The organism is Haloferula chungangensis, from assembly GCF_042664875.1.
Taxonomy (GTDB): Bacteria; Verrucomicrobiota; Verrucomicrobiia; order Verrucomicrobiales; family Akkermansiaceae; genus Haloferula; species Haloferula chungangensis.
Map to the genome: position 1 here is coordinate 41,047 of NZ_JBHTBS010000006.1, position 18,512 is coordinate 59,558.

An 18,512-nucleotide genomic window follows, 5' to 3' on the forward strand; every position below is an offset into this window, starting at 1 on the left:
AGAGGGAATTAGGCGTTTACCAGCGAAGCTGCAAGTCGGGGCCGATGAGCTGGATCTTTGATTCGCTGATGGAGTCGAGGCGCTGGAAGGCGCGTTCGATGCTGGCGTGGGCGGGTAAGGGAAGGGCGCTCAGACCGGCTTCGCGGATGACGTTGCGGATGGCAGCGGTGGTGGGTGAAGCGCTGCTTCCCATGCGGACGATTTCACCGTCGGTCATTTTTTCGGGTTCGGAGAAGAGCCCTTCGAGCATGCTCGTCGGCTCGGGCTTGAGTTGGGCATTGCCATCTTCGATCTCAGCTTTCTCAGCGGCCCAGGCGATGGCGTCGGAGAGTCCGCCGAGTTCATCGATGAGCCCGAGCTCGAGGGCTTTGGTGCCGGTGAAGACGCGACCGCCGGCCATGCTTTCGAGTTCGCCGTTAAGGCGATCGCCGCGGCCATCGGTGATGTGCTTTTTGAAGGTGCCGTAGACATCGAGCATCGATTCCCGGACGAGCTTGCTTTCCTCGGGGGAGAAAGGCTTGCTCATCGACATGGCGTCGGCGTGTTCGCCGCGCTGCACGGTGTGAGTGGTGATGCCGAGCTTTTCCATGGCGCCGGCCATGACGAACTTCATGCCGACGACGCCGATTGATCCGGTAAGGGTGCCGGGTTCGGCGAAGATGCGTTCCGCTCCACTAGAAACATAGTAGCCCCCGCTGGCGGCCACTTCGCCCATCGAGACGGCGAAAGGACGGTCGGCGGCCATCCACTCGTCGGTGGCTTCCCAGAGAACTTCGCTGGCAAGAGCGGAGCCGCCGGGGGAGTTGACACGCAGGACGAGGGCTTTGGCGTGTTTGTCCTTCAGAAGCTTGAGGATCTCGGCGCGCACGGGGGCGATGCTCTGAGAGGTGATGGCGCCTTCGAGCGCGACGACTGCGACGTAATCCTCGTCTGCCCGGGATTCCTTGCCGGAGTTCATCATGAGTTTGAAGAGATCGAAAATGCCTTCGATTTCCGGGCCGTCGAGATCGGGGAGGGAATACTCGTCGTCGATGTCGGCGTCGGCATACTTCTCCTTCAGCTCCTTGTTGAAATCGGTGCGATACTTCAGGTCATCGACCAGGCCCGCCTCCTTCGCCTCCTCAGCGGTGAAGGTGCCGCGCTCGATGAGCGAGAGCACTTTTTCGCGGGGGACTTGGCGGCCTTTGGCGACGTCGCCGGTGATTTGATCGAAGATGCCGCCGATGAGTTCCTGAGTTTGCTTTTCCGCGAACTCGCTGGGACCGCTGCGGTAGAGTTCCTCTCCGATGCACTTGAAGTCACCGATGTGGATGACATCGGCGGCGATACCTGCCTTATCGAGCATGCCTTTGAGATAGATCGACTCGGCACTGATGCCGGCGAAGGAGACCTCGGCCTCGGGCATCAGGACGAAGTGGTTGGCAGCGGATCCGAGCAGGGCGGTGCTGTTGTTGTACGCGTCGCTGTAAAGCCATACGTCCTTACCGGCTTGGCGCGCGGTGAGGAGATGGCTGCGGATTTCCTGGAGCTGGGTAAGTTGGAGGTCGGCGTCATCGATATCGAGGACGAGGGCTCCGACTTCGGGGTCGGCGGCGGCTTGTCGGAGGCTGCGGGTAATGTCGAAAAATGTCAGTGGTCGGTCGGCTTCGAGGTCCATCGCCAGCAGCGAAGGCTCGGCCATGCCGCTTTCGCTTAGCGGACCCTGAAGGTCGTAGACCGCAACGATGGATTCGGCGGATGCCAACGACATTGTGACGCCGAGGATGAGCGAAATGAGGGACTTGATCATGATGCTGAGAGACTTACCCGGGAACGGAGGCCTGTCACCGGGGATTTTCGAAGAGCGGGCGGAATAGGGGAGCATTGCCGAGTGTGCGGCGTTCTTCCCAGGCGGCTAGTAACCGGACCTATTGGGAATGGCCTTGTAGTCGCTGAGAAGGATTCGGGCTTCGTCGGCGTGGCTTTGCAGGGAAGGGACGGAGCGCTTCTCGGCCGGAAGGACCAGTTCGGAGTAAAAATCGACATCATCGAAGCCAATGGCGGCGGCGTCTTTGATACTAAATCCGTAGTAGATCCGCCTGATGCGCGACCAGTAGATGGCGCCGAGGCACATCGGGCAGGGTTCGCCGGTGGTGTGGATTTCGCAGTCGGCTAAATGGAAGTTGTCTATTTTCGAGCAGGCATCGCGGATGGCGGTGACTTCACCGTGGGCGGTAGGGTCGTTGTTTCTGAGGACCTGGTTCCAGCCTTCGCCGATGATTTCACCATCGCGCACCACGACCGCGCCGAAGGGGCCGCCGTGGCCGGCCGTCATGCCTTTTCTGGCGAGCTCGATGGCGCGTCGCATGAATGGGGAATCGCTGCTCATGATGGCTGAAGCATAGGGCGAGGGGGAAAGATGGGAAGCAGGCGATGCGCGGACTTCCGGCTCGTCAGATCGGGGGTGGGTCTGCGAGGCTTGGGACATGCGCAAGATTTTGGCGATATTCATGTTGGCCCTGTTCGTCACCAGCTGTGGGTCGGGTGGGGGTGGTGCGGACACGGTGAGCTTCAAGCGGGACTACTGGGGGCACCGGCCTGGACCGAAGGGCTTCACGACGGTGATTCTCGATGCGGGGCACGGCGGAAAGGATCCCGGGGCGGTTTCGCGGACCACGGGGGCGCAGGAGAAGGCACTGGCACTGGATACGGCGGACCGGGTGCGCAAGAAGCTCGGTGGCAAAGTGAAGGTGGTGATGATGCGCAGCGGGGACAACTTTGTGGACCTGGATGATCGGGTGGATTTGGCGAGCAAGCGGGATGGGGCGATTTTGGTGAGCATTCACTACAATGCCGGGCCATCGCACCTGAAAGGACCAGAGACGTACTGGTGGCGGGTGGATAGTCATGGCCTGGCGACGCGCATGCAGCGTGGCTTGGAAAAGGTCGTGCCGCGACCGCATGACAGCCGGGGGCAGGTGCGTCGGCGTCTGCGTCTGACGCGAAACCCGAACATCCCGAGCGTTCTGGTGGAGTGCGGGTATTTGAGCAATCCGTCCGAGGCACGGATGTGCAACGAGGCGGGCTATCGGGATAAACTGGCTTCGGCCATTGCCGGGGCGATTCTTGACCAGCAGCGGATGGGTGACTCGGGAACGGGCCCATTGCCGAAGCCGATCAATGCGCCGCCGAGCCGTCCGACGGATGCGCCGGGTTCGTGAGGGGGGAGTCGGCACGCCCTCACGCCGCTACGCAAGGGATGCCCTCTCGATTGGCTTTCTAACAATTTGGAGTGGAGTCTTCACGAGGGCCTTCCGCGAAGGAGTTTGATTCCACATGGAGTCCCGGGCTACGAAGGTATCAGCCCTTTGAGCGACGGAGGCGTCGCTCCCTCTGTGTGAATTTTCGGTGAACGAATGGTGAGATGTTTTACTTTCTGAGCTCGTCCGGATAGAAACTGGAGGATGAAGGAAGAAGATGAAGTGATCGAGAAGGAGCCCGTCGATGAGAAGATCGAGAAGTCGAAGGGCTGGAACTGGGGGATGATCGTGGCGGGGGTGTTCGTGGTTCTCGTGTTGGCTGGACTGATGGCGCCGATGACGATGACATGCCGAAAGGCCGCAGATCGCACGGAGGCGATCAACCATGCGAAGCAGGTGGGCCTGGCTTTGTTAGAGTTTGATCAGGAGTTCGGATCGTTTCCGGATGAGGAGACGAGGGCGGAGGTGGACAAGGCTTCCGAGCTGAGGCCGAAGTTGGATCTATCAGGGACGAGTGCGAATGCGATGTTCCGGCAGTTGATTGCTTTTGGGGTTCAGTCGGAGGACATCTTTTACGGCCTGCATCCGGAGGGGATTCGGAAACCGGACAAGAATCTCTCGGTTGGAAAAGCGCTGGCGGCGGGCGAGGTGGGATTCAGCTACATCATGCTCGATGGCAAGGGGCAGAATACCAGTGGCAATCCAGGCCGGGCGGTGCTGGCGACGCCAATGAAGATCGGGACGGAGACCTTTTGGCCGAAGCCGCATGGGGAGAAGGCGGTGATTCTGAGGTTGGATAACTCAGTGGAAGCGCCGTTGATTCGGAAGGCGGATGGGAAGGTTTCTGTGGGGCATGGGAAGACCTTGTTTGATACGGGGCCGGATACGGTATGGGGGGATGCGGTGATTGATTTGAGGCATCCGGAGAAAGGGACCAAACGCTGACTTTGGCTGGCGAATTGTTAGGGACAGGCGTCCAGGGTGAGGCCGACAGGTGGCACGCCTTTCAGGGTGCGAATGCGATGGATTGCAGGCCCGGGGTAGTCGTCGCTACCGCTCCTCGACCCCGCGCTAATAGCTGTAGTCCCTCTCGGGACAGAGAGAGGGTACGATGAATCCTTGGAGGTGCTGGACTACGGTCGGTAGTCCAAGCGATGGGCCGGTTCAGGCCTGGGAGACGAGGTGGTCTCGGAAGATCTTTTCGTCAGCGGGCATGGGGAGGGCGACCTTTTCCTTGTCGGCGAGGATGGCGAGGCGCTCGGGGATGTCGACGATGCCGGCTCCGATTTCCTGTTCCATGACATCGAGGAACTTCGACGGGTGCGCGGTTTCCAAGGTGATGGTGGTATCGCCGGGATGCTCTTCCCGCCAGGCTTGGGCGGCGAGCCAGCCGACGGCGCCGTGGGGATCGATGTTGTAGTCGAAAGTGGACTTCACTTCGCGCACGGCGGCGCGGGTTTGTTCGTCGGTGAAGGCGTAGCCTTCGATCTTGCCGCGCATGGCGTCCCAGGAGTCGCCGAAGAGGGCTTTCATGCGGGCGAAGTTCGAGGGGGCGCCGACGTCCATGGCGTTCGAGATGGTCGCCTGGCTCGGGCGCGGTTGGTAGTCGCCGCTCTTGAGGTAGGCGGGGACGACGTCGTTGATGTTGGTGGCGGCGACGAACTTCTTCACGGGCAGCCCGAGCTGATGGGCGAGCAGGCCGGCGGTGAGGTTGCCAAAGTTGCCACTCGGGATGACGAAGACGGGCTCGGCTTCGACCTGGCGGGCACTATGGATGTAGTAGAACGACTGCGGGACGAGCCGCGAGAGGTTGATCGAGTTCGCGGAGGTGAGGTTGAGGCTTTCGGAAAGTTCGCGATCGAGGAAGGCGGACTTCACGAGGCGCTGGCAGTCGTCGAAGGTGCCGTCGATTTCCAGAGCGCTGATGTTTCCGCCGAGGGCGGTGAGCTGCTTTTCCTGCAGGCCGGAGACTTTTCCTTTAGGATAAAGGATGATCACGCGGGTGCCGGGGACCTTGTGGAAGGCCGAGGCGACGGCGCCACCGGTGTCGCCGGAGGTGGCGACGAGCACGGTAAGCATGCGGTCCTCGTCTTTTGTTAGATGCGCCATGAGGCGGGCCATGAAGCGCGCGCCGAAGTCCTTGAAGGCGAGAGTCGGGCCGTGGAAGAGCTCGAGGATGTGATCCTGAGGTGTTAGAGAGACGAGCGGGGCATCGAACTCGAGGGTGCCGTCGACGATTTCCGAGAGGGCGTCTTCGGGGACATCTTCGCCGAAGAAGGCTTCGGCGACGGCGTAGCCGATTTCCTGAAACGAAAGCTCACGCCAGATTTTCCAGAAGTCCGCGCCGAGGGTCGGCAAGGTGTCCGGCATGTAGAGGCCGTTGTCCGGTGGGAGGGAGCGTAGGATGGCTTCCTTGAGCGGGACGCGGTGGGCGGAGTTGTTGGTGGAGTGGTAGAGCATGGAAACTTTAAACTCAAAATTTCAACGGAAGGCTATAAGTTGGCCTTTTGCTTGAGATTTGAAGTTTAGGGCTTGGAGTTTTTCTCTTCCACGACGTGGACGCCGCGGGGGTTGATCTTGGAGACGTAGGATTGGTTTTCGAGGTTGATGTCGCTGAAGACCTTCTGGACGACGGCGGCGACTTTTCTGGCGCTTTCCTCGCCTTCGCAGAGGGCGAAAACGGAAGGGCCGGCGCCGGAGATGGAGAAACCGAGAGCTCCGGCGGAAAGCGCGGCACGCTTCGCTTTATAAAACTCGGGGATGAGTTTCTGGCGTCGCGGTTCGGCGATGACATCGTGGATCGAGCGCGAGATGAGGCCGTAGTCGGACTGGATCAGGCCGCAGAGCAGGCCGCCGAGGTTGCCGATCTGCTGGGTGGCATTTTGAAGGGGAATCTCCTTGGGAAGGATTTCGCGGGCGACCTTGGTTAGAATCTCGATGTCGGGGTGGACGACGGCGGCCCAGAGGTTGTCGGGCGCGGCGATCTGGGCGAGGTCGAGTTCTTCGTTGTCGCGGATGAAGACGATGCCGCCGAGCAGGCAGGGGCCCACGTTGTCGGCGTGCCAGGCACCATCGGCGGAGGCTTCTCCGGCCATGGCGAAGGGGAGGAGCTGCTTCTTGGAAAGCGGCTCGCCGATCAGGCAGTTGATGGCGTAGGCGCCGGCAACGGCGGAGGCGGCGGAGGAGCCGAGTCCCGAGCCGAAGGGCATCTTCTTGTGAATCTCCATCTCGATCCCGCGGTCGGTCATGCCGAGGTGCTTGAGCAGGTCGAGAGCGGCGACGCCAGCGGTGTTCTTCTCGGGGGCCTTGGGAAGCTTGCCGTCGTCACCGGTGATGGCGGTGATGTGGAGACCGGGCTTCGAGCTGTGGCGGACGACGACTTCGTCGCCGGGCGAATCAATGGCGAATCCGAGCACGTCGTAGCCGCAGGCAACATTGGCGACGGTGGCGGGTGCGAAAACGCGGACTTCCTGAACGGCTTCCTTGAGCATGGGGCGGGCTGTCTAGCAGCCGCCCGCCCGCTTGTCGATGGCTAGTCCGCGTCGGGAAATGCTTCTTCCGTGGAGCTTCAGTGGCTGAGAACGATGCGGTAGCGTGCGTCGCCTTTTTCGAGGTGCTCGATGGCTTCGTTGATCTGATCGAAGCGGAACTTCTCGATGACGGGTCGGATGTCGTGGCGTGCGGCGAAATCGAGCATCTGGGCGATGGTCGCCGGGCTGCCGACGGGCGAGGCGGAAATGGAGTGCTGGCCGAACAGCATCGGCATGATGTCGACGGAGATCGGTTCGATGGTGGCTCCGAGGAAATGGAAGCGGCCTTTCGGCGCGAGGGTTCCGAGAAAATTCGGCCAATCGAGGGCGACGTTTACGGTGGAAAGCACGAGGTCGAATCGGCCGGCAGCGGCTTTGATTTCGCTGGAATCGCGTGAGTTGATCGTTTCGTGGGCGCCGAGTTTGAGCGCTTCTTCGCGTTTGGCCTCGCTGGAGGTGAAGGCGGTCACCTTGCATCCCCAGGCATTGAGGAAGGCGAGAGCCATGTGGCCGAGTCCCCCGATTCCCACGACGGCGACCTCGGCGGTGGGCGGGATGTCGAATTGGACGAGCGGATTGAAAACAGTGATGCCGCCGCAAAGGAGGGGGCCGGCGCTGATGAAGTCGAGTCCGTCAGGCAGAGGGATGACGGCCGGTGCCTTGGCGCGGACCTTGTCGGCGAATCCGCCGTGGTGGCCGACAATGGTCGGTTCGGAATCCGGGCAGAGGTTGTGGTCGCCCGAAACGCAGGGTCTGCAGCTCATGCAGTATCCCGAGTGCCAGCCGAGCCCGACCTTTTGACCCGGCTTGAGGTGGGTGACCATGTCGCCGGTGGCGGCGACGGTTCCGACGACTTCATGTCCGGGGACGAGCGGATACTGGGAAATCCCCCATTCATTGTTGAGCATGCTCAGGTCGCTGTGACAAATGCCGCAGTGGGCGACATCGATCTCCACCTGATCGGGAGCGAGCTCGCCGGGATCGTATTGAAAGGGTGAGAGTTTTCCTCCTGCTTCGGTGGCGGCGTAGGCGTTGATCATGATCGGTATGGGGTGTTTGCTGAGACTCCCGGCCAAGGGACGCCGGGCTGGAGAATAGTCAAACAATCGTCGAAGTCGCGACTCAGAATAGCCCGAAGAACCACTTCTTTGGCTTCTTCCTCTTGTATTTGCCGTCGCCGACCGAGAGGACTTCGACCTCAACCGTGGTGAGACCTTGATCGTAGAAACCGATTTTCTTCGCGGCGCGGGGGGAGAGGTCGATGATGCGATCGCCGATGTAGGGTCCGCGGTCGTTGACGCGGCACTTGACGGATTTGCCGTTTGAAAGGTTGGTGACCTTGACGACGCAGGGAAGGGGAAGGGTCTTGTGGGCGGCGATCTTGTGCCACGGCATGACTTTCTCGCCGATCGCCGTGTCGCCTCTTTTCAGTCCGAAAAACTTCGATTCATTGAACCACGAGGCGGTGCCGACGTCCTGATAGTAGATCGCCTCGTCGACACTCATCGGGTGATAGGTCTGGCCTCGGACGGTGTAGGTGGCGTTCTTGTAGCCTTTGTAATTTCCGCGCGGGTGGGCGCAGGAAACGACGGCGAGGGCCAGGAGGGCGGACAGGATCTTCTGCACGCGGGGATGGTAGCTCAATCTGGGAGCTAGCGACACTCCTCAATCGCATCTCTGCTTTCCTTGGAGAGCTTGGTCAGGGGGAGGTCCACTTGCTTTCCGTTCGCGAGCTTGAAGGTGGCGGTCATGTCGTCGGCATGGACGAAAGAGGCCTTCATCGTGCGGCCGAGGGTGTCGGTCCATTCGCGAATGCCATCGGGATCGCACTGGGTTGCCGAGGATCGATTGGCTTCTTCCGTGTTGCTATCCGGGCGACCCTCTGGAGTTTCTTCGGCGGGTTTGGAGGCGATTTCCTGTTCAACGTTTTTCAGCCACTTGCGCTCATCGGCAGAGATCTGTTTGTAGCAGGCGCCGCTGAGGACGGCGTCAGTTTGAGGGGCGAAGACCGTGATGATGGGGATGACGTTCCCCTTTTCTTTGTAGGTCACATAAGTCTTCTGCTTGATGTCCTCTGGGAGGGCACCGGTTTCGGATTTGCTACCTTTATCCTCGAGGACGAGAACGTAGTCGGAGCGCATTTCCTTGAAGGCGGTCTCGTTACCGAATCGGCATTTTGGGCAGGAGCTGTCGATTTCCGTGTAGATCACGGCGATGTTTTTTCCCTCTTTCGCGGCTTCGGCTTTCGCTTCGGCGTACTGGCTGGCGTTGTAGGTACCTTTGGGCACCTTCTGGGCGGCGGCGATTCCGGAAACGAGAAGACCGAGAAGAATCACTTTTAGAGTCATTCCTATTCCATCCCAGATTTTGGGTGGCACGTCAATGAGGCAGTCAGGGGTGGGGCCTTCCTCGTCGGCCCGGTTTGCCGCTTCGTTTCATGGGGCTGAAACGGAGGCGGCGTTCGACGCTGGAGAGTTCGTTTTTGAGCTGGGTGCGCTTGTGGAGGTAGCGGCTGCGCATGGCGGCGAACTCCTTGGCGCGGCGGATGCCGTGTCTGGTGACAAAGTAGCTGACGATCAGGATGGCCAGTCCGATGATCAGTCCGAGCCATTGCTCGTTTGGTCCGGAAGCAACGATGATGATCAGTCCGAGGGTCCACGCGCAGACGCCCATGATGGCGGGGCTGTATCGATTCGGTTCGACCAGGTTTCCCTGACGGTCCTTGGAGCAGACCCGCTGGCGGAAGTTTTCCCACTCACTTTCGAGGCGCTGGATCTTCTTTTCCAAACGGAGGATGCGCAGTTCTTGTTCGACGGCGTCCTGACGTTTGATGACCTCGTTGAGGATCTTGGAATGGATCGTCGAACGGTCGTGGACGATCTCAAGCTGGGCGGAACAGTAACCGCAGGTGACGAAGCGGATGGATTCGTCGAGGCTGAGATTGGCGCCGCAACTTTGGCAGGCGACTTTGGTGACTTTGACCGACACGCTGCTAGATAGACGGAAATCCAGCGGGTCGGCACTTCCAAAGTTGGAAGGTGATTGGAGCGGGGCGCGACCGGAAAGTCGCCATCCCTCCGATGGCGCTTGGGGGAAGGGCGACTTGCTTATTTCGCCTCGCGCTCGCGGATGAGGGCGAGGGTGGTGGAAACTTTTTCCTTCATCTCCTTGCCGGGCTTGAATTTGACGACGGCGCGGGCAGGGATCGGCACATCTTTGCCGGGATCCTTGGGGTTGCGGCCGATTTTGGCTTTGGTTTCCTTCACCTGGAAGGCGCCAAAGTTGCGCATGACGACGGTGTCTCCGTTGGAAAGCGAGTCAGTAATCGAATCGAGAGTCTTCTGAATGACATCGAAGACCTGTTGCTGGGTCAGACCCGTTTCATTGCTGATTTTGACGACGAGCTCGCGTTTGGTGACAGTAGCCATGGGTGTGAGAGGGTGGGACGGATTCGAATCCGGCGCGGGGGTTTGAGACCATAGGCGGCGACGTTTGTCCCGTTAAAAATTCGTTTTCGTCGCAACTCCATCATGCGGATTCCGTGCCATCGGGATCGGGATGACCGAGAATCCTCGAGGAAGTCCGGAAATGCAGCTTGCCGACCTTTCCAAGCGCTGCGGGTCCATGACGCTCAATGACCTGCTTGCCTGCTTCGATCACGGCGTCGGAGGCTCCGAGGGGTAAAATGACGCCTCCGGCAGCGGAGGTTTTATCGATCCAGTCGACGAAACGTTCGCGGGCGAGGATGGAGGCGGCGGCGACGGCGATATCGGATTCCCCTTTCGTCCGTTGCTCGAGTTCGATGGTGACATGCTCCTTCTTCAGAGCGCGGGCGAGGAGCTCGGGCTGGGCGAATTGGTCGGAGAGGGTGCGGGGGCAGTCGGGGCGCTCCCTGGCGAGGTTGGCGATGACGCGGGCGTGGCCCCAGGCGAGCATGCGGTTGAGGTTGCGGAATTTCGGAAAAAGCTCGTTGTATCGCTCGGGGCCGATGGCGACGATGGAGCTGGCGATGCCGGGGACGCTGCGGATTTTGGCGGATAGCTCACGGATCCGCTTGGCGGAGCTGATGCGTTTGGAGTCCATGATGCCGAGCTCCATGAGAGCGCGGGCGATGGACGCATCGGTGTAGACGCCGGCAATGACGAGCGGGCCGAAGAAGTCGCCCTTGCCGCTTTCGTCGATGCCGAAGTGCGGCTCGAACATGTCGGGCTGATGGACTTCTTCGTAGCCGAGCCGGGCTTCGCCGATGACCTCCGGCTCGAGGGTGAACTTGACGAAGTCCTCGGTCTCCTTTCCCTGAACAAGCACCTTGGGGCCTTTCTGATAGACGGAGACGTTGAGCTTGCCCTTTTTGCCGGCGAAGAGGGTGTAGGGTTTTTCGATGAACTCAAAGTGGTCGCGTTCGAGGATGGCGCGCAGCTTTTCCGCCTGGTCGGGGGTGAGGACGACGGTGTGGGAGGTGACGGGCACGCTGTGATTTAGGACCAGGATCGACAGGATGGGTAGGATTTTGGGTCATTCCATTCATCCCGTTCTTCCCATCTGGCGTTTCTGGGACAGGGTCCGTGCATGCTCAAGCCGCGCTGCGAAAACGATGCTCTGGAAGATCCGGATGGGTTTCGGCGGGCGCTGCGGGCATGGTTTGAATCGCAGGGGAAGGATTATCCCTGGCGGCGGACACAGGATGCCTACGCGATCCTGGTTTCCGAGGTGATGCTGCAGCAGACGCAGATCGCGACGGTGTTGGGGCGCGGTTTTTATGCACGCTTCATGGAGAAATTTCCGGATACGCGGGCGCTGGCGGCGGCGGAGGATGATGAGTTGCTGAAGGCTTGGGAGGGTCTGGGATATTATCGAAGAGCGCGGATGCTGCGCGAGGCGGCGCGGGTGGTCGAAAGGGACCACGCCGGCGCGTTTCCCCGGGATCATGCGGCGGTGTTGGGTCTGCCGGGAGTGGGCCGCTACACGGCGGGAGCGGTGATGTCGTTTGCCTTCGACGAAGCGCAGCCGCTGGTCGATGGGAATGTGGCACGGGTGCTATCACGGCTGATGGATTTTTCCGGGGAGATCGATGGAGGAAAGGCGCAGAAGCAGCTGTGGACGTGGGCGGAGGAGTTGTTGGATCAGGCGCACCCGCGGGCCTACAATTCGGCGCTGATGGAGCTCGGGCAGACGCATTGCCGGACCGGTCAGCCGGATTGTCTCGAGTGCCCGGTTTCGAAATTCTGTCGCACGCGGAGCCCGGCCGAGCTGCCGAAGAAGGGCAGGCGGGTGAAGGTGACGGCGCTCGATGAGCATGTGGTTTTCGCGGAGAGAAACGGCCGCGTGCTGTTGAAGAAGTTAGAGGGAGGACGGCGTTCGGGGATGTGGCGATTGCCGGAACGCCCGGCGGACGAAATCGCATGCTGGGCGCTGCTCCATCAGCGGAAGTATGGAATCACCCGCTACCGGGTGACGCTTCACGTGCATGGCGACGAGGGATTAAAAGAGAGGGCGGGTGAGGTCTGGCACTCGCTGGATGAGGTGGCGGAGTTGGTGATGCCACCGGCAGATCGCGCGGCATTGGCAGCGGTCTTGGGCGATGGAGAAGAAATCGCGTGAGCAGCGGGCGATCCTCTGCTTATCTTGCGCCCACATGAGCCGCTGGTTAGCATTGATGTCTTTGGGCTTGGGGCTTGTGGTTTTTTCAAGCTGCACTCCTCCGCAGCCGGCGGCCAATCCGATTCCGCCGAGCCGTGAGGTGTATCGCACGGCGGCCATGCGGCTGACGGCGATCGTGGTGTCTTCTGAAAGGGACGTGGACCAATGGGTCGGCAGTCGTTTCACGAGAGGCGACGCTCCGGATGATGCGGACGGTGGCTCGGCCATCCCGATCACGGCAGACGGCTACTTTCTAACGGCAGACCACGTGCTGGCCTCTTCGGATGATCGGAACGTCTTCGTGATCTATGGCCGCTCGGGTCGTCTCGGAGCGACCAAGGCGCGGATTGTCTGGCGATCGGCGAGCAGTGATCTGGCGGTGCTGCATGCGCCGATCGATACGCCTGACCACTACCAGTGGACGCCGACCAATGCCTGGGTGCCGCGAGCCACGCCGGTGATGCACGCCGGAATTGCGACGGGTTTCAAGAGTTCCTCGGGAAAACTGATCACCGGCATCCCTCCGGAGACACCGTTTTCCGGACCTCGTCGCTTCAAGCACGACATCCCCCTCGAGCCAGGTGATAGTGGCGGCCCGGTCGTCGATGGTCGCGGCATGCTGGTCGGGGTGAACTCGGCGGTCGAATTCCTGGTGCCATTGGAGACGGCCTTTTTCATTGAATCCGAGGCGAACCGACCGAATGTCGGGAAGTTGATGGCGATGATCGCACGCGATCGGAAAAAGAATGCCAGCCATCGCGTATCTCCCTGACCGATGAAGCTTTTCGCCCTGCTTTTGGTTCCTCTGATGCTCGTTTCCTGCGGGGACGGCAGGCATTGGTCGGAACGTGCCGCGCAGGATCGGATCATGCTTGTTAGGCGGGACCCTGAAACGCTGGGACACAAGCGCATTGTCTATCAGGCCGCGGCCCATCCGGACTTCGCGAGCTTTCTGAATTCGAGCGGCGAACCGGATTTCATCGCTGAGACTTCGAGTGATTCCCGGCAGTACATGATCCTCTATTACCTCGATTCGAGAAATGCCTTTGCCTGCCGATCATGGCGTGGGAGCCAGCAGAGGATGGAGTTCGCCGGGCCCTATCCGATGACGAAGAAGGAGACCGAGTTGCTTCAGGAGCTGAAGGAGAACTCGATTCACACGGCGGATTCCGGGATTGCGTCGGGCCGCCTGCTGATGCCCTAACCGACGGGGGGCTCGTCGTTTCGCAGCTTTTTCCTGAGAGTCGAGCGATTGATCGAAAGGGCGGCGGCGAGGTGGGATTGTTTCCCTTCAAAGCGGCGGAGAAGAATCCGCAGGAGCAGGCCTTCGAGGTCGGCGCTGATGTCCTTGTAGCTCAGTGGCTCTTCAAGCTTTCGATCGACCCAGAACTCCAGGGCGTGGGAAAGAGCGCCGTCCTTCGCATGGTGCCGGGGAATGCCGGCGAGGTGCTCGGGGATGAACTGTCGGGTGATGAGCGGCGCGCCGCCGCTGGTGATAATGGCGTAGTTGATGACGTTGTGAAGCTCGCGCAGGTTTCCCGGCCAGTCATACTGGGTGAAGGTGTCGAGCACACTTTCGTCGAGGCGGGTGCTGATGCTGGCATCGAGTTCGCCGAGAAAGCAGGCGCTGAGCGCGGGCAGGTCGTCGAGACGTTCTTTTAGAGGAGGAAGGGAAACCTCGAGGATCTGAAGTCGGTAGTAGAGGTCCTGGTCGAAGCGCCCGTCGGCGACTTGCTTGAGGAGTCCTTCTTCACCGGTCGTGACGATCAGCCGCGGGGCTTGCTTGCCGAGCTGATCGAGGGTCCGGGCAAGCAGGGCTTGGAGCTGGGAGGAGAGAGCGGAGATGGATTCGATGATCAGCGCGCTCTCCCGGGCCTCGGTGACGGCATTTGCCAGTTCGCTCTCATCCAGAAGTGCGGAAGCATGGAGGATCGGCCTGGGAGGAAGGGAGCTGCTGCTCTGCTGAATGATCCGGGCGACGTGGGATTTTCCCGTGCCGGCGGCACCCCGGATGACGACGGCTTGATCGGACGCGCAGGCGTGGGCGATCTGGCGGAAGACCGGACGCATGGCGGGCGAAGCTCCGACGAAGGTGCTCGCCCTGTTCTCATCGGGTCGGGGCGACACTTCCGGCCCGGTGGATATTGTTAGAGACTGGAAAAAGGATTGAAGCTCTTCGAAATCGACGGGCTTGTCGAAGAAGCGGGCGATCCCCAATTTCCTCGCGGCGATGGCGTTCTCGATCTCGCCGTGGGCGGTGACGACGGCGATTTCGGGTTTGTGGGGAAAGTCCCAGCCCTCGATGAGTTCGAGGCCATGCCCATCGGGCAGGCCGATGTCGAGCAGGATGCCGGTGAACTCGTGGGAGCGTAGTAGTTCTCGTGCCCGGGCAAGGGTGGGCGCGAAACTGGTCGTCAGGCCGCAGCGTTCGGCACCGGCGGCGATCGCCACGGCGAGGGCGTGATGGTCTTCAACGATGAGCAGGGAGGCGGGCATGTTAGATCGGTCGCGTGTTCAGGGTGCCGGTGACACAGGCGCCACCATCCTTGAGGTTGCGGGCGGTGAGGGTTCCGCCCTGGGCGCGGACAACGCCGCTGGCGAGGGCCAGACCGAGACCCATGCCGCCTTCCCGTTCGGAATAGAAGGTTTCGCCGAAGTGCGCGAGTGCCTGCGCGGAGAATCCCGGTCCCTCGTCGAGAACGTGGAAGACAACCGAGCTCTCGTCCGTCTGCTCCATTTCCAGCGTGACGGTGCCGCCTTCCGGCATGGCCTTGATGGCGTTGTCGATGAGATTCCGGAAGACCTGCTCGAGGCGCTGGGTGTCGCAGGAAATGATCAGGGACTCCGGAAGCTGGAGCTCAAGCCTGCAACGGTGGAAGTCGAGCAGCGGGGCGAGCCTGCTTTTCAACGAACGTAGCAGCTGGACGAGGTCGGTTTCGGAGCTTCTTGGCGCTTTCGGTTTCGCGACGAAGAGCCATTGGTTGACGAGCGCGGTGATGTGCTCGCCCTCTTCGCGGATCAGCCGACCCTCGCCACGGTCTTGCTGCGCCTCGAGATTCCGGGCGTGCATGATGATCGCTGCGGCCGGGTTCTTGATCTCGTGGGCGAGCGAGGTGGCAAGCTGCCCGAGCAGCGCCATTTTCTCCGAGTTCCGACGCCGTGCCTGCTCGTCTAACAGCTCGCTGCGCTGCTGCTCGAGAGTGCGTGCCAGAATACCGATCTCATCGTGACGGGCGGTGAGCCGGGCAGGAAGTTCGTGGCCTTTTTCGGCGGGAGCCGAGAAGCCGTGCTCGGCGAGGGTCTGTAGCGGGCGGACGACCGAGCGCGCGATGAGAAAGGCGGCGGCGACGGCGAGCAATGTCATGCCGAGCAGCGGGACGAGCGACGAACTGCGGGAAAAATCGAAGAGAGGGCCGACCGGTTCGACGACGACAATCGACCCACGCCCATCGGGAATGGCACGCATCAGGGCGTGATGTTCGCCGATGCGGGCAAGCGTCGGCTCGAGCTCGCGGGCGAGTGCTGCGACCGCTCGTTCTTCCGTCGTCCAGCCGTGTCCGACGACAAGGCCTTCGTCGGGCAGAAAGAAAGCGACCTTCGAGTTCGTGACCTGCGAAAGACTATCCGCGAGTTGCCAGGATCTCGGGAGCTTCAGATTCGTGAGGAAGAGCGCATTGGCTTCCGCCACTTCGGCAAGCCGCTCGTGGGCCTGCTGGCGCTGCTGGCTCGCCGCCCAGAGGAGGGCGAGGGCTCCGGCGGCGGTCGCGATCAGAACCTGCGGCACGATGAAGCGACGGAATAGCCCGCCCCGGCTGCGGGGATCAATCGCGGGATTTGGTGGTGTTTTGCTCAAATCTGAGCGGCTTTATGGATAAAAATTGGCCATTTGGAAGGTTTTTGAACAATCGGTCTCAGCTTTGTTGCGCGATCTTCGTTCATCCGGGCATGAAGACATCCATGAGTTCACGCCGCCAGACGCCCTTTCTTTTCCTCTCACTCGTCGTCGGAGCCAGCACAGTTCTGAAAGCGGCTCCCGAAGAGCTCGAGGAGCTGGATCCGACCATTGTGACGGCGGGGAGGATCGAGGAAAGCCTCATGGACACGCCCTACACCGTGGAGGTGATCACCGAGGCTTTCATTGAAGACAACAGCAGCCGGACCTTGCCCGACGCTCTCCAGTTCACGCCGGGTGTGCTGGTGCAGAAGACGGCTTACGGTCACGGCTCGCCCTTCATCCGCGGCTTCACCGGACGGCAGAACCTGCTGCTTGTCGACGGAGTGCGGCTCAACAACTCGCTCTATCGGGGTGGTCCGGTGCAGTATTGGAACACGGTTGATCCTTATTCGCTCGACCGCATTGAGTTGATCAAAAGTCAGGGTTCGGTGCTCTACGGGTCGGATGCGGTGGGCGGCACGCTGAATGCCTTCAGCAAATCGTCGGGTTTCGAATTCGAGGAGGCCGGCCAATTTTTCAACCACGGCTCCGGCTACTATGAGTTTCGTAGTAATGGTGACGGGTCGCACATCGGACGGCTCGAGACCTCATTCGGCGTGGGTGAGAAATTCGGCGTGCTGCTTGGGGTGACCGGCAAGGAGTTCGGCGACATCCGCGACTCAGGTGTCGGCCTGATGACCAACACCGGCTATCCGGAACAGGACCTCGATCTGCGGTTCGACATGGCGTTGAATCCGGACACGACGCTGACCTTCGTCCATCAGAACGTGAACCAGGATGGTATCTGGCGCTGGCACTCGACGATTTACAATCCGGGCTGGCAGCACGACGGCCACGTGGCGGCGCCGGGGACTTACAAATCGCGAATCTATGACCAGGAGCGCTCGCTGACCTACATCCGTGTGGCCGGCGAGAATCCGGACGAGTCGGCATGGATTTCGAACTGGTCGGCAACGATTTCCTATCAGACCGGCCGCGACAGCGAGTCGCAGGACCGGAGTGCGGTCGCGCGGGTGGACCGCCGCTATCAAATCGCTGAGGTGGATACACTCGGCTTCGACCTGTCATTTGAATCGCCGCTGGCTGACGGCGATCTGGTTTACGGGCTCGACTACTATCACGACTCGGTGGACTCGTCGGGCTATCGTGATCGTGGAGCGGGCATGGTGTATGATCCGAGTTTCCGCCCGGTGGCGGACGATTCCTCCTATGATCTTTTCGGTGCTTTTGCGCAGTATGTGTGGCGGCCGACCGAGCGGTTCGAGCTGACTGCTGGCGGTCGCTACACCTATGCGGAAGCCGAGCTCGGCCGTTATTATGATCCGGCGGCGGGGGGCGATCTTTTTGGGGCGACGCAGCACTGGGATGACTTCACCGCCTCGTTGCGGGCGCTTTACCGGATCAATGATTGCTGGAATCTCTACGGTGGCGTTTCCCAGGCTTTCCGGGCACCGAACCTGAACGACCTATCAGGCAATCTAACAACCCGCTCGGGAACGCCAACACTTGGATCCGTGGGAGTGGAGCCCGAGGAGTTCGTCACATGGGAAATCGGCGGGCGCTACACCACGGATGACCGCTATTTCAATGCGGCGGTCTTTTACACCGACATCAGCGATACAATCACCAGTGTTCCGACGGCTGCGGGCTCGTCGACAAGCGTCACCACCAATGGCGAGGATGGCTACATTTACGGCATCGAGCTGGAAGGGGCCTGGGAGTTCACGCCGGGTTGGACGCTTTCGGGCTTTGTCGCCTGGCAGGATGGAGAAACTGAAACGCCTGCATTCTTCGGAGGACCGCTGGTTGAGGAGCCGGTATCGCGATTGCTGCCCCTGAGCGGATCGCTTGCCCTGCGCTGGACGCATTCATCGGACCGACTGTGGGTCGAAGGTCGCGTGCTGGCAGCCTGCGAGCAGGACAAGCTGACGGCATCGGATCGGGCGGACAATCAGCGGATTCCTTCGGGAGGGACGCCGGGCTATGTCGTGGCGATGCTGCACGCCGGCTGGCAGGCGACGGACAATCTTGAGCTGACCTGTGGTTTGGAGAACCTGACGGATGTGGACTATCGCATTCACGGCTCGGGCCAGAACGAACCGGGCTTCAATGCCATCGTGGGCGCAAAACTGAGCTGGTAGGGAGTTG

At 61.0% G+C, this 18,512-nt stretch carries 18 protein-coding genes; 6 read left to right on the forward strand and 12 right to left on the reverse strand.

The window, feature by feature from the left end; translation table 11 throughout:
* Positions 1–16: 16 nt before the first annotated feature.
* Both sppA and ACFQY0_RS12260 read right to left on the reverse strand, forming a co-directional pair.
* A complete protein-coding gene (gene sppA, locus ACFQY0_RS12255; protein WP_379712752.1) occupies positions 17–1,789 on the reverse strand; it encodes a signal peptide peptidase SppA in 1,773 nt (590 codons plus the stop codon).
* Positions 1,790–1,894: 105 nt separating this feature from the next.
* Entirely contained in the window at positions 1,895–2,368 is a 474-nt protein-coding gene (locus ACFQY0_RS12260) for a nucleoside deaminase (protein ID WP_379712754.1), read from the reverse strand.
* Positions 2,369–2,489: 121 nt separating this feature from the next.
* On the opposite strand from ACFQY0_RS12260, the gene ACFQY0_RS12265 reads away from it, so the two are divergent.
* The gene (locus ACFQY0_RS12265) at positions 2,490–3,200 is read left to right on the forward strand and encodes an N-acetylmuramoyl-L-alanine amidase family protein (RefSeq protein ID WP_379712756.1); all 711 of its coding nucleotides are present in this window, start codon (positions 2,490–2,492) and stop codon (positions 3,198–3,200) included.
* A gap of 243 nt (positions 3,201–3,443) precedes the next feature.
* On the forward strand, positions 3,444–4,184 hold the full coding sequence (locus tag ACFQY0_RS12270; RefSeq protein WP_379712758.1) for a hypothetical protein: 741 nt from the start codon (positions 3,444–3,446) through the stop codon (positions 4,182–4,184).
* A gap of 219 nt (positions 4,185–4,403) precedes the next feature.
* Here ACFQY0_RS12270 and thrC read toward each other — a convergent pair whose 3' ends face one another.
* From thrC to rnhC, 8 genes are all read right to left on the reverse strand, one after another.
* A complete protein-coding gene (thrC, locus tag ACFQY0_RS12275) occupies positions 4,404–5,699 on the reverse strand; it encodes a threonine synthase (RefSeq protein ID WP_379712760.1) in 1,296 nt (431 codons plus the stop codon).
* Positions 5,700–5,764: 65 nt separating this feature from the next.
* On the reverse strand, positions 5,765–6,730 hold the full coding sequence (locus ACFQY0_RS12280) for a homoserine kinase (RefSeq protein WP_379712763.1): 966 nt from the start codon (positions 6,728–6,730) through the stop codon (positions 5,765–5,767).
* 77 nt (positions 6,731–6,807) lie between these two features.
* Positions 6,808–7,809: an NADPH-dependent aldehyde reductase Ahr gene (gene ahr / locus ACFQY0_RS12285; RefSeq protein WP_379712765.1), complete on the reverse strand. Its 1,002-nt coding sequence runs from the start codon at positions 7,807–7,809 to the stop codon at positions 6,808–6,810.
* Between the two features lie 82 nt (positions 7,810–7,891).
* Positions 7,892–8,395, reverse strand: coding sequence for a septal ring lytic transglycosylase RlpA family protein (locus ACFQY0_RS12290; protein ID WP_379712767.1), 504 nt, complete (start codon positions 8,393–8,395; stop codon positions 7,892–7,894).
* Positions 8,396–8,421: 26 nt separating this feature from the next.
* Positions 8,422–9,117, reverse strand: coding sequence for an SHD1 domain-containing protein (locus ACFQY0_RS12295; protein WP_379712769.1), 696 nt, complete (start codon positions 9,115–9,117; stop codon positions 8,422–8,424).
* Positions 9,118–9,160: 43 nt separating this feature from the next.
* Positions 9,161–9,757 (reverse strand): hypothetical protein, encoded by a 597-nt coding sequence (locus tag ACFQY0_RS12300; protein ID WP_379712771.1) that lies wholly within the window; start codon positions 9,755–9,757, stop codon positions 9,161–9,163.
* Between the two features lie 119 nt (positions 9,758–9,876).
* Positions 9,877–10,197 (reverse strand): HU family DNA-binding protein, encoded by a 321-nt coding sequence (locus ACFQY0_RS12305; protein WP_379712773.1) that lies wholly within the window; start codon positions 10,195–10,197, stop codon positions 9,877–9,879.
* A gap of 100 nt (positions 10,198–10,297) precedes the next feature.
* Complete coding sequence (gene rnhC, locus ACFQY0_RS12310) at positions 10,298–11,239, reverse strand: ribonuclease HIII (protein ID WP_379712775.1); 942 nt, start codon at positions 11,237–11,239, stop codon at positions 10,298–10,300.
* Positions 11,240–11,338: 99 nt separating this feature from the next.
* On the opposite strand from rnhC, the gene ACFQY0_RS12315 reads away from it, so the two are divergent.
* From ACFQY0_RS12315 to ACFQY0_RS12325, 3 genes are read left to right on the forward strand one after another with little or no spacing between them, the layout of a single operon-like run.
* Positions 11,339–12,370, forward strand: a complete 1,032-nt coding sequence (locus tag ACFQY0_RS12315) for an A/G-specific adenine glycosylase (protein WP_379712777.1) — start codon at positions 11,339–11,341, stop codon at positions 12,368–12,370.
* 34 nt (positions 12,371–12,404) lie between these two features.
* Positions 12,405–13,181, forward strand: a complete 777-nt coding sequence (locus tag ACFQY0_RS12320; RefSeq protein ID WP_379712779.1) for a S1 family peptidase — start codon at positions 12,405–12,407, stop codon at positions 13,179–13,181.
* 3 nt (positions 13,182–13,184) lie between these two features.
* Complete coding sequence (locus tag ACFQY0_RS12325) at positions 13,185–13,613, forward strand: hypothetical protein (protein ID WP_379712781.1); 429 nt, start codon at positions 13,185–13,187, stop codon at positions 13,611–13,613.
* Here ACFQY0_RS12325 and ACFQY0_RS12330 read toward each other — a convergent pair.
* Positions 13,610–14,905, reverse strand: coding sequence for a sigma-54-dependent transcriptional regulator (locus ACFQY0_RS12330; protein ID WP_379712783.1), 1,296 nt, complete (start codon positions 14,903–14,905; stop codon positions 13,610–13,612). The two genes, ACFQY0_RS12325 and ACFQY0_RS12330, sit on opposite strands and share 4 nt — an antisense overlap.
* A gap of 1 nt (position 14,906) precedes the next feature.
* Positions 14,907–16,262, reverse strand: a complete 1,356-nt coding sequence (locus ACFQY0_RS12335) for a sensor histidine kinase (RefSeq protein WP_379712785.1) — start codon at positions 16,260–16,262, stop codon at positions 14,907–14,909.
* A gap of 92 nt (positions 16,263–16,354) precedes the next feature.
* Here ACFQY0_RS12335 and ACFQY0_RS12340 point away from each other — a divergent pair, with 92 nt between their 5' ends.
* Complete coding sequence (locus ACFQY0_RS12340; RefSeq protein WP_379712787.1) at positions 16,355–18,505, forward strand: TonB-dependent receptor plug domain-containing protein; 2,151 nt, start codon at positions 16,355–16,357, stop codon at positions 18,503–18,505.
* Positions 18,506–18,512 lie beyond the last annotated feature (7 nt).

Excerpts from the sequence above, each read along its gene's own strand:
- sppA (WP_379712752.1), bottom strand. The coding sequence starts at position 1,789 with ATGATCAAGTCCCTCATTTCGCTCATCCTCGGCGTCACAATGTCGTTG.
- ACFQY0_RS12260 (WP_379712754.1), bottom strand. The coding sequence starts at position 2,368 with ATGAGCAGCGATTCCCCATTCATGCGACGCGCCATCGAGCTCGCCAGA.
- ACFQY0_RS12265 (WP_379712756.1), top strand. The coding sequence starts at position 2,490 with ATGTTGGCCCTGTTCGTCACCAGCTGTGGGTCGGGTGGGGGTGGTGCG.
- ACFQY0_RS12270 (WP_379712758.1), top strand. The coding sequence starts at position 3,444 with ATGAAGGAAGAAGATGAAGTGATCGAGAAGGAGCCCGTCGATGAGAAG.
- thrC (WP_379712760.1), bottom strand. The coding sequence starts at position 5,699 with ATGCTCTACCACTCCACCAACAACTCCGCCCACCGCGTCCCGCTCAAG.
- ACFQY0_RS12280 (WP_379712763.1), bottom strand. The coding sequence starts at position 6,730 with ATGCTCAAGGAAGCCGTTCAGGAAGTCCGCGTTTTCGCACCCGCCACC.
- ahr (WP_379712765.1), bottom strand. The coding sequence starts at position 7,809 with ATGATCAACGCCTACGCCGCCACCGAAGCAGGAGGAAAACTCTCACCC.
- ACFQY0_RS12295 (WP_379712769.1), bottom strand. The coding sequence starts at position 9,117 with ATGACTCTAAAAGTGATTCTTCTCGGTCTTCTCGTTTCCGGAATCGCC.
- ACFQY0_RS12305 (WP_379712773.1), bottom strand. The coding sequence starts at position 10,197 with ATGGCTACTGTCACCAAACGCGAGCTCGTCGTCAAAATCAGCAATGAA.
- ACFQY0_RS12315 (WP_379712777.1), top strand. The coding sequence starts at position 11,339 with ATGCTCAAGCCGCGCTGCGAAAACGATGCTCTGGAAGATCCGGATGGG.
- ACFQY0_RS12320 (WP_379712779.1), top strand. The coding sequence starts at position 12,405 with ATGAGCCGCTGGTTAGCATTGATGTCTTTGGGCTTGGGGCTTGTGGTT.
- ACFQY0_RS12325 (WP_379712781.1), top strand. The coding sequence starts at position 13,185 with ATGAAGCTTTTCGCCCTGCTTTTGGTTCCTCTGATGCTCGTTTCCTGC.
- ACFQY0_RS12330 (WP_379712783.1), bottom strand. The coding sequence starts at position 14,905 with ATGCCCGCCTCCCTGCTCATCGTTGAAGACCATCACGCCCTCGCCGTG.
- ACFQY0_RS12340 (WP_379712787.1), top strand. The coding sequence starts at position 16,355 with ATGAAGACATCCATGAGTTCACGCCGCCAGACGCCCTTTCTTTTCCTC.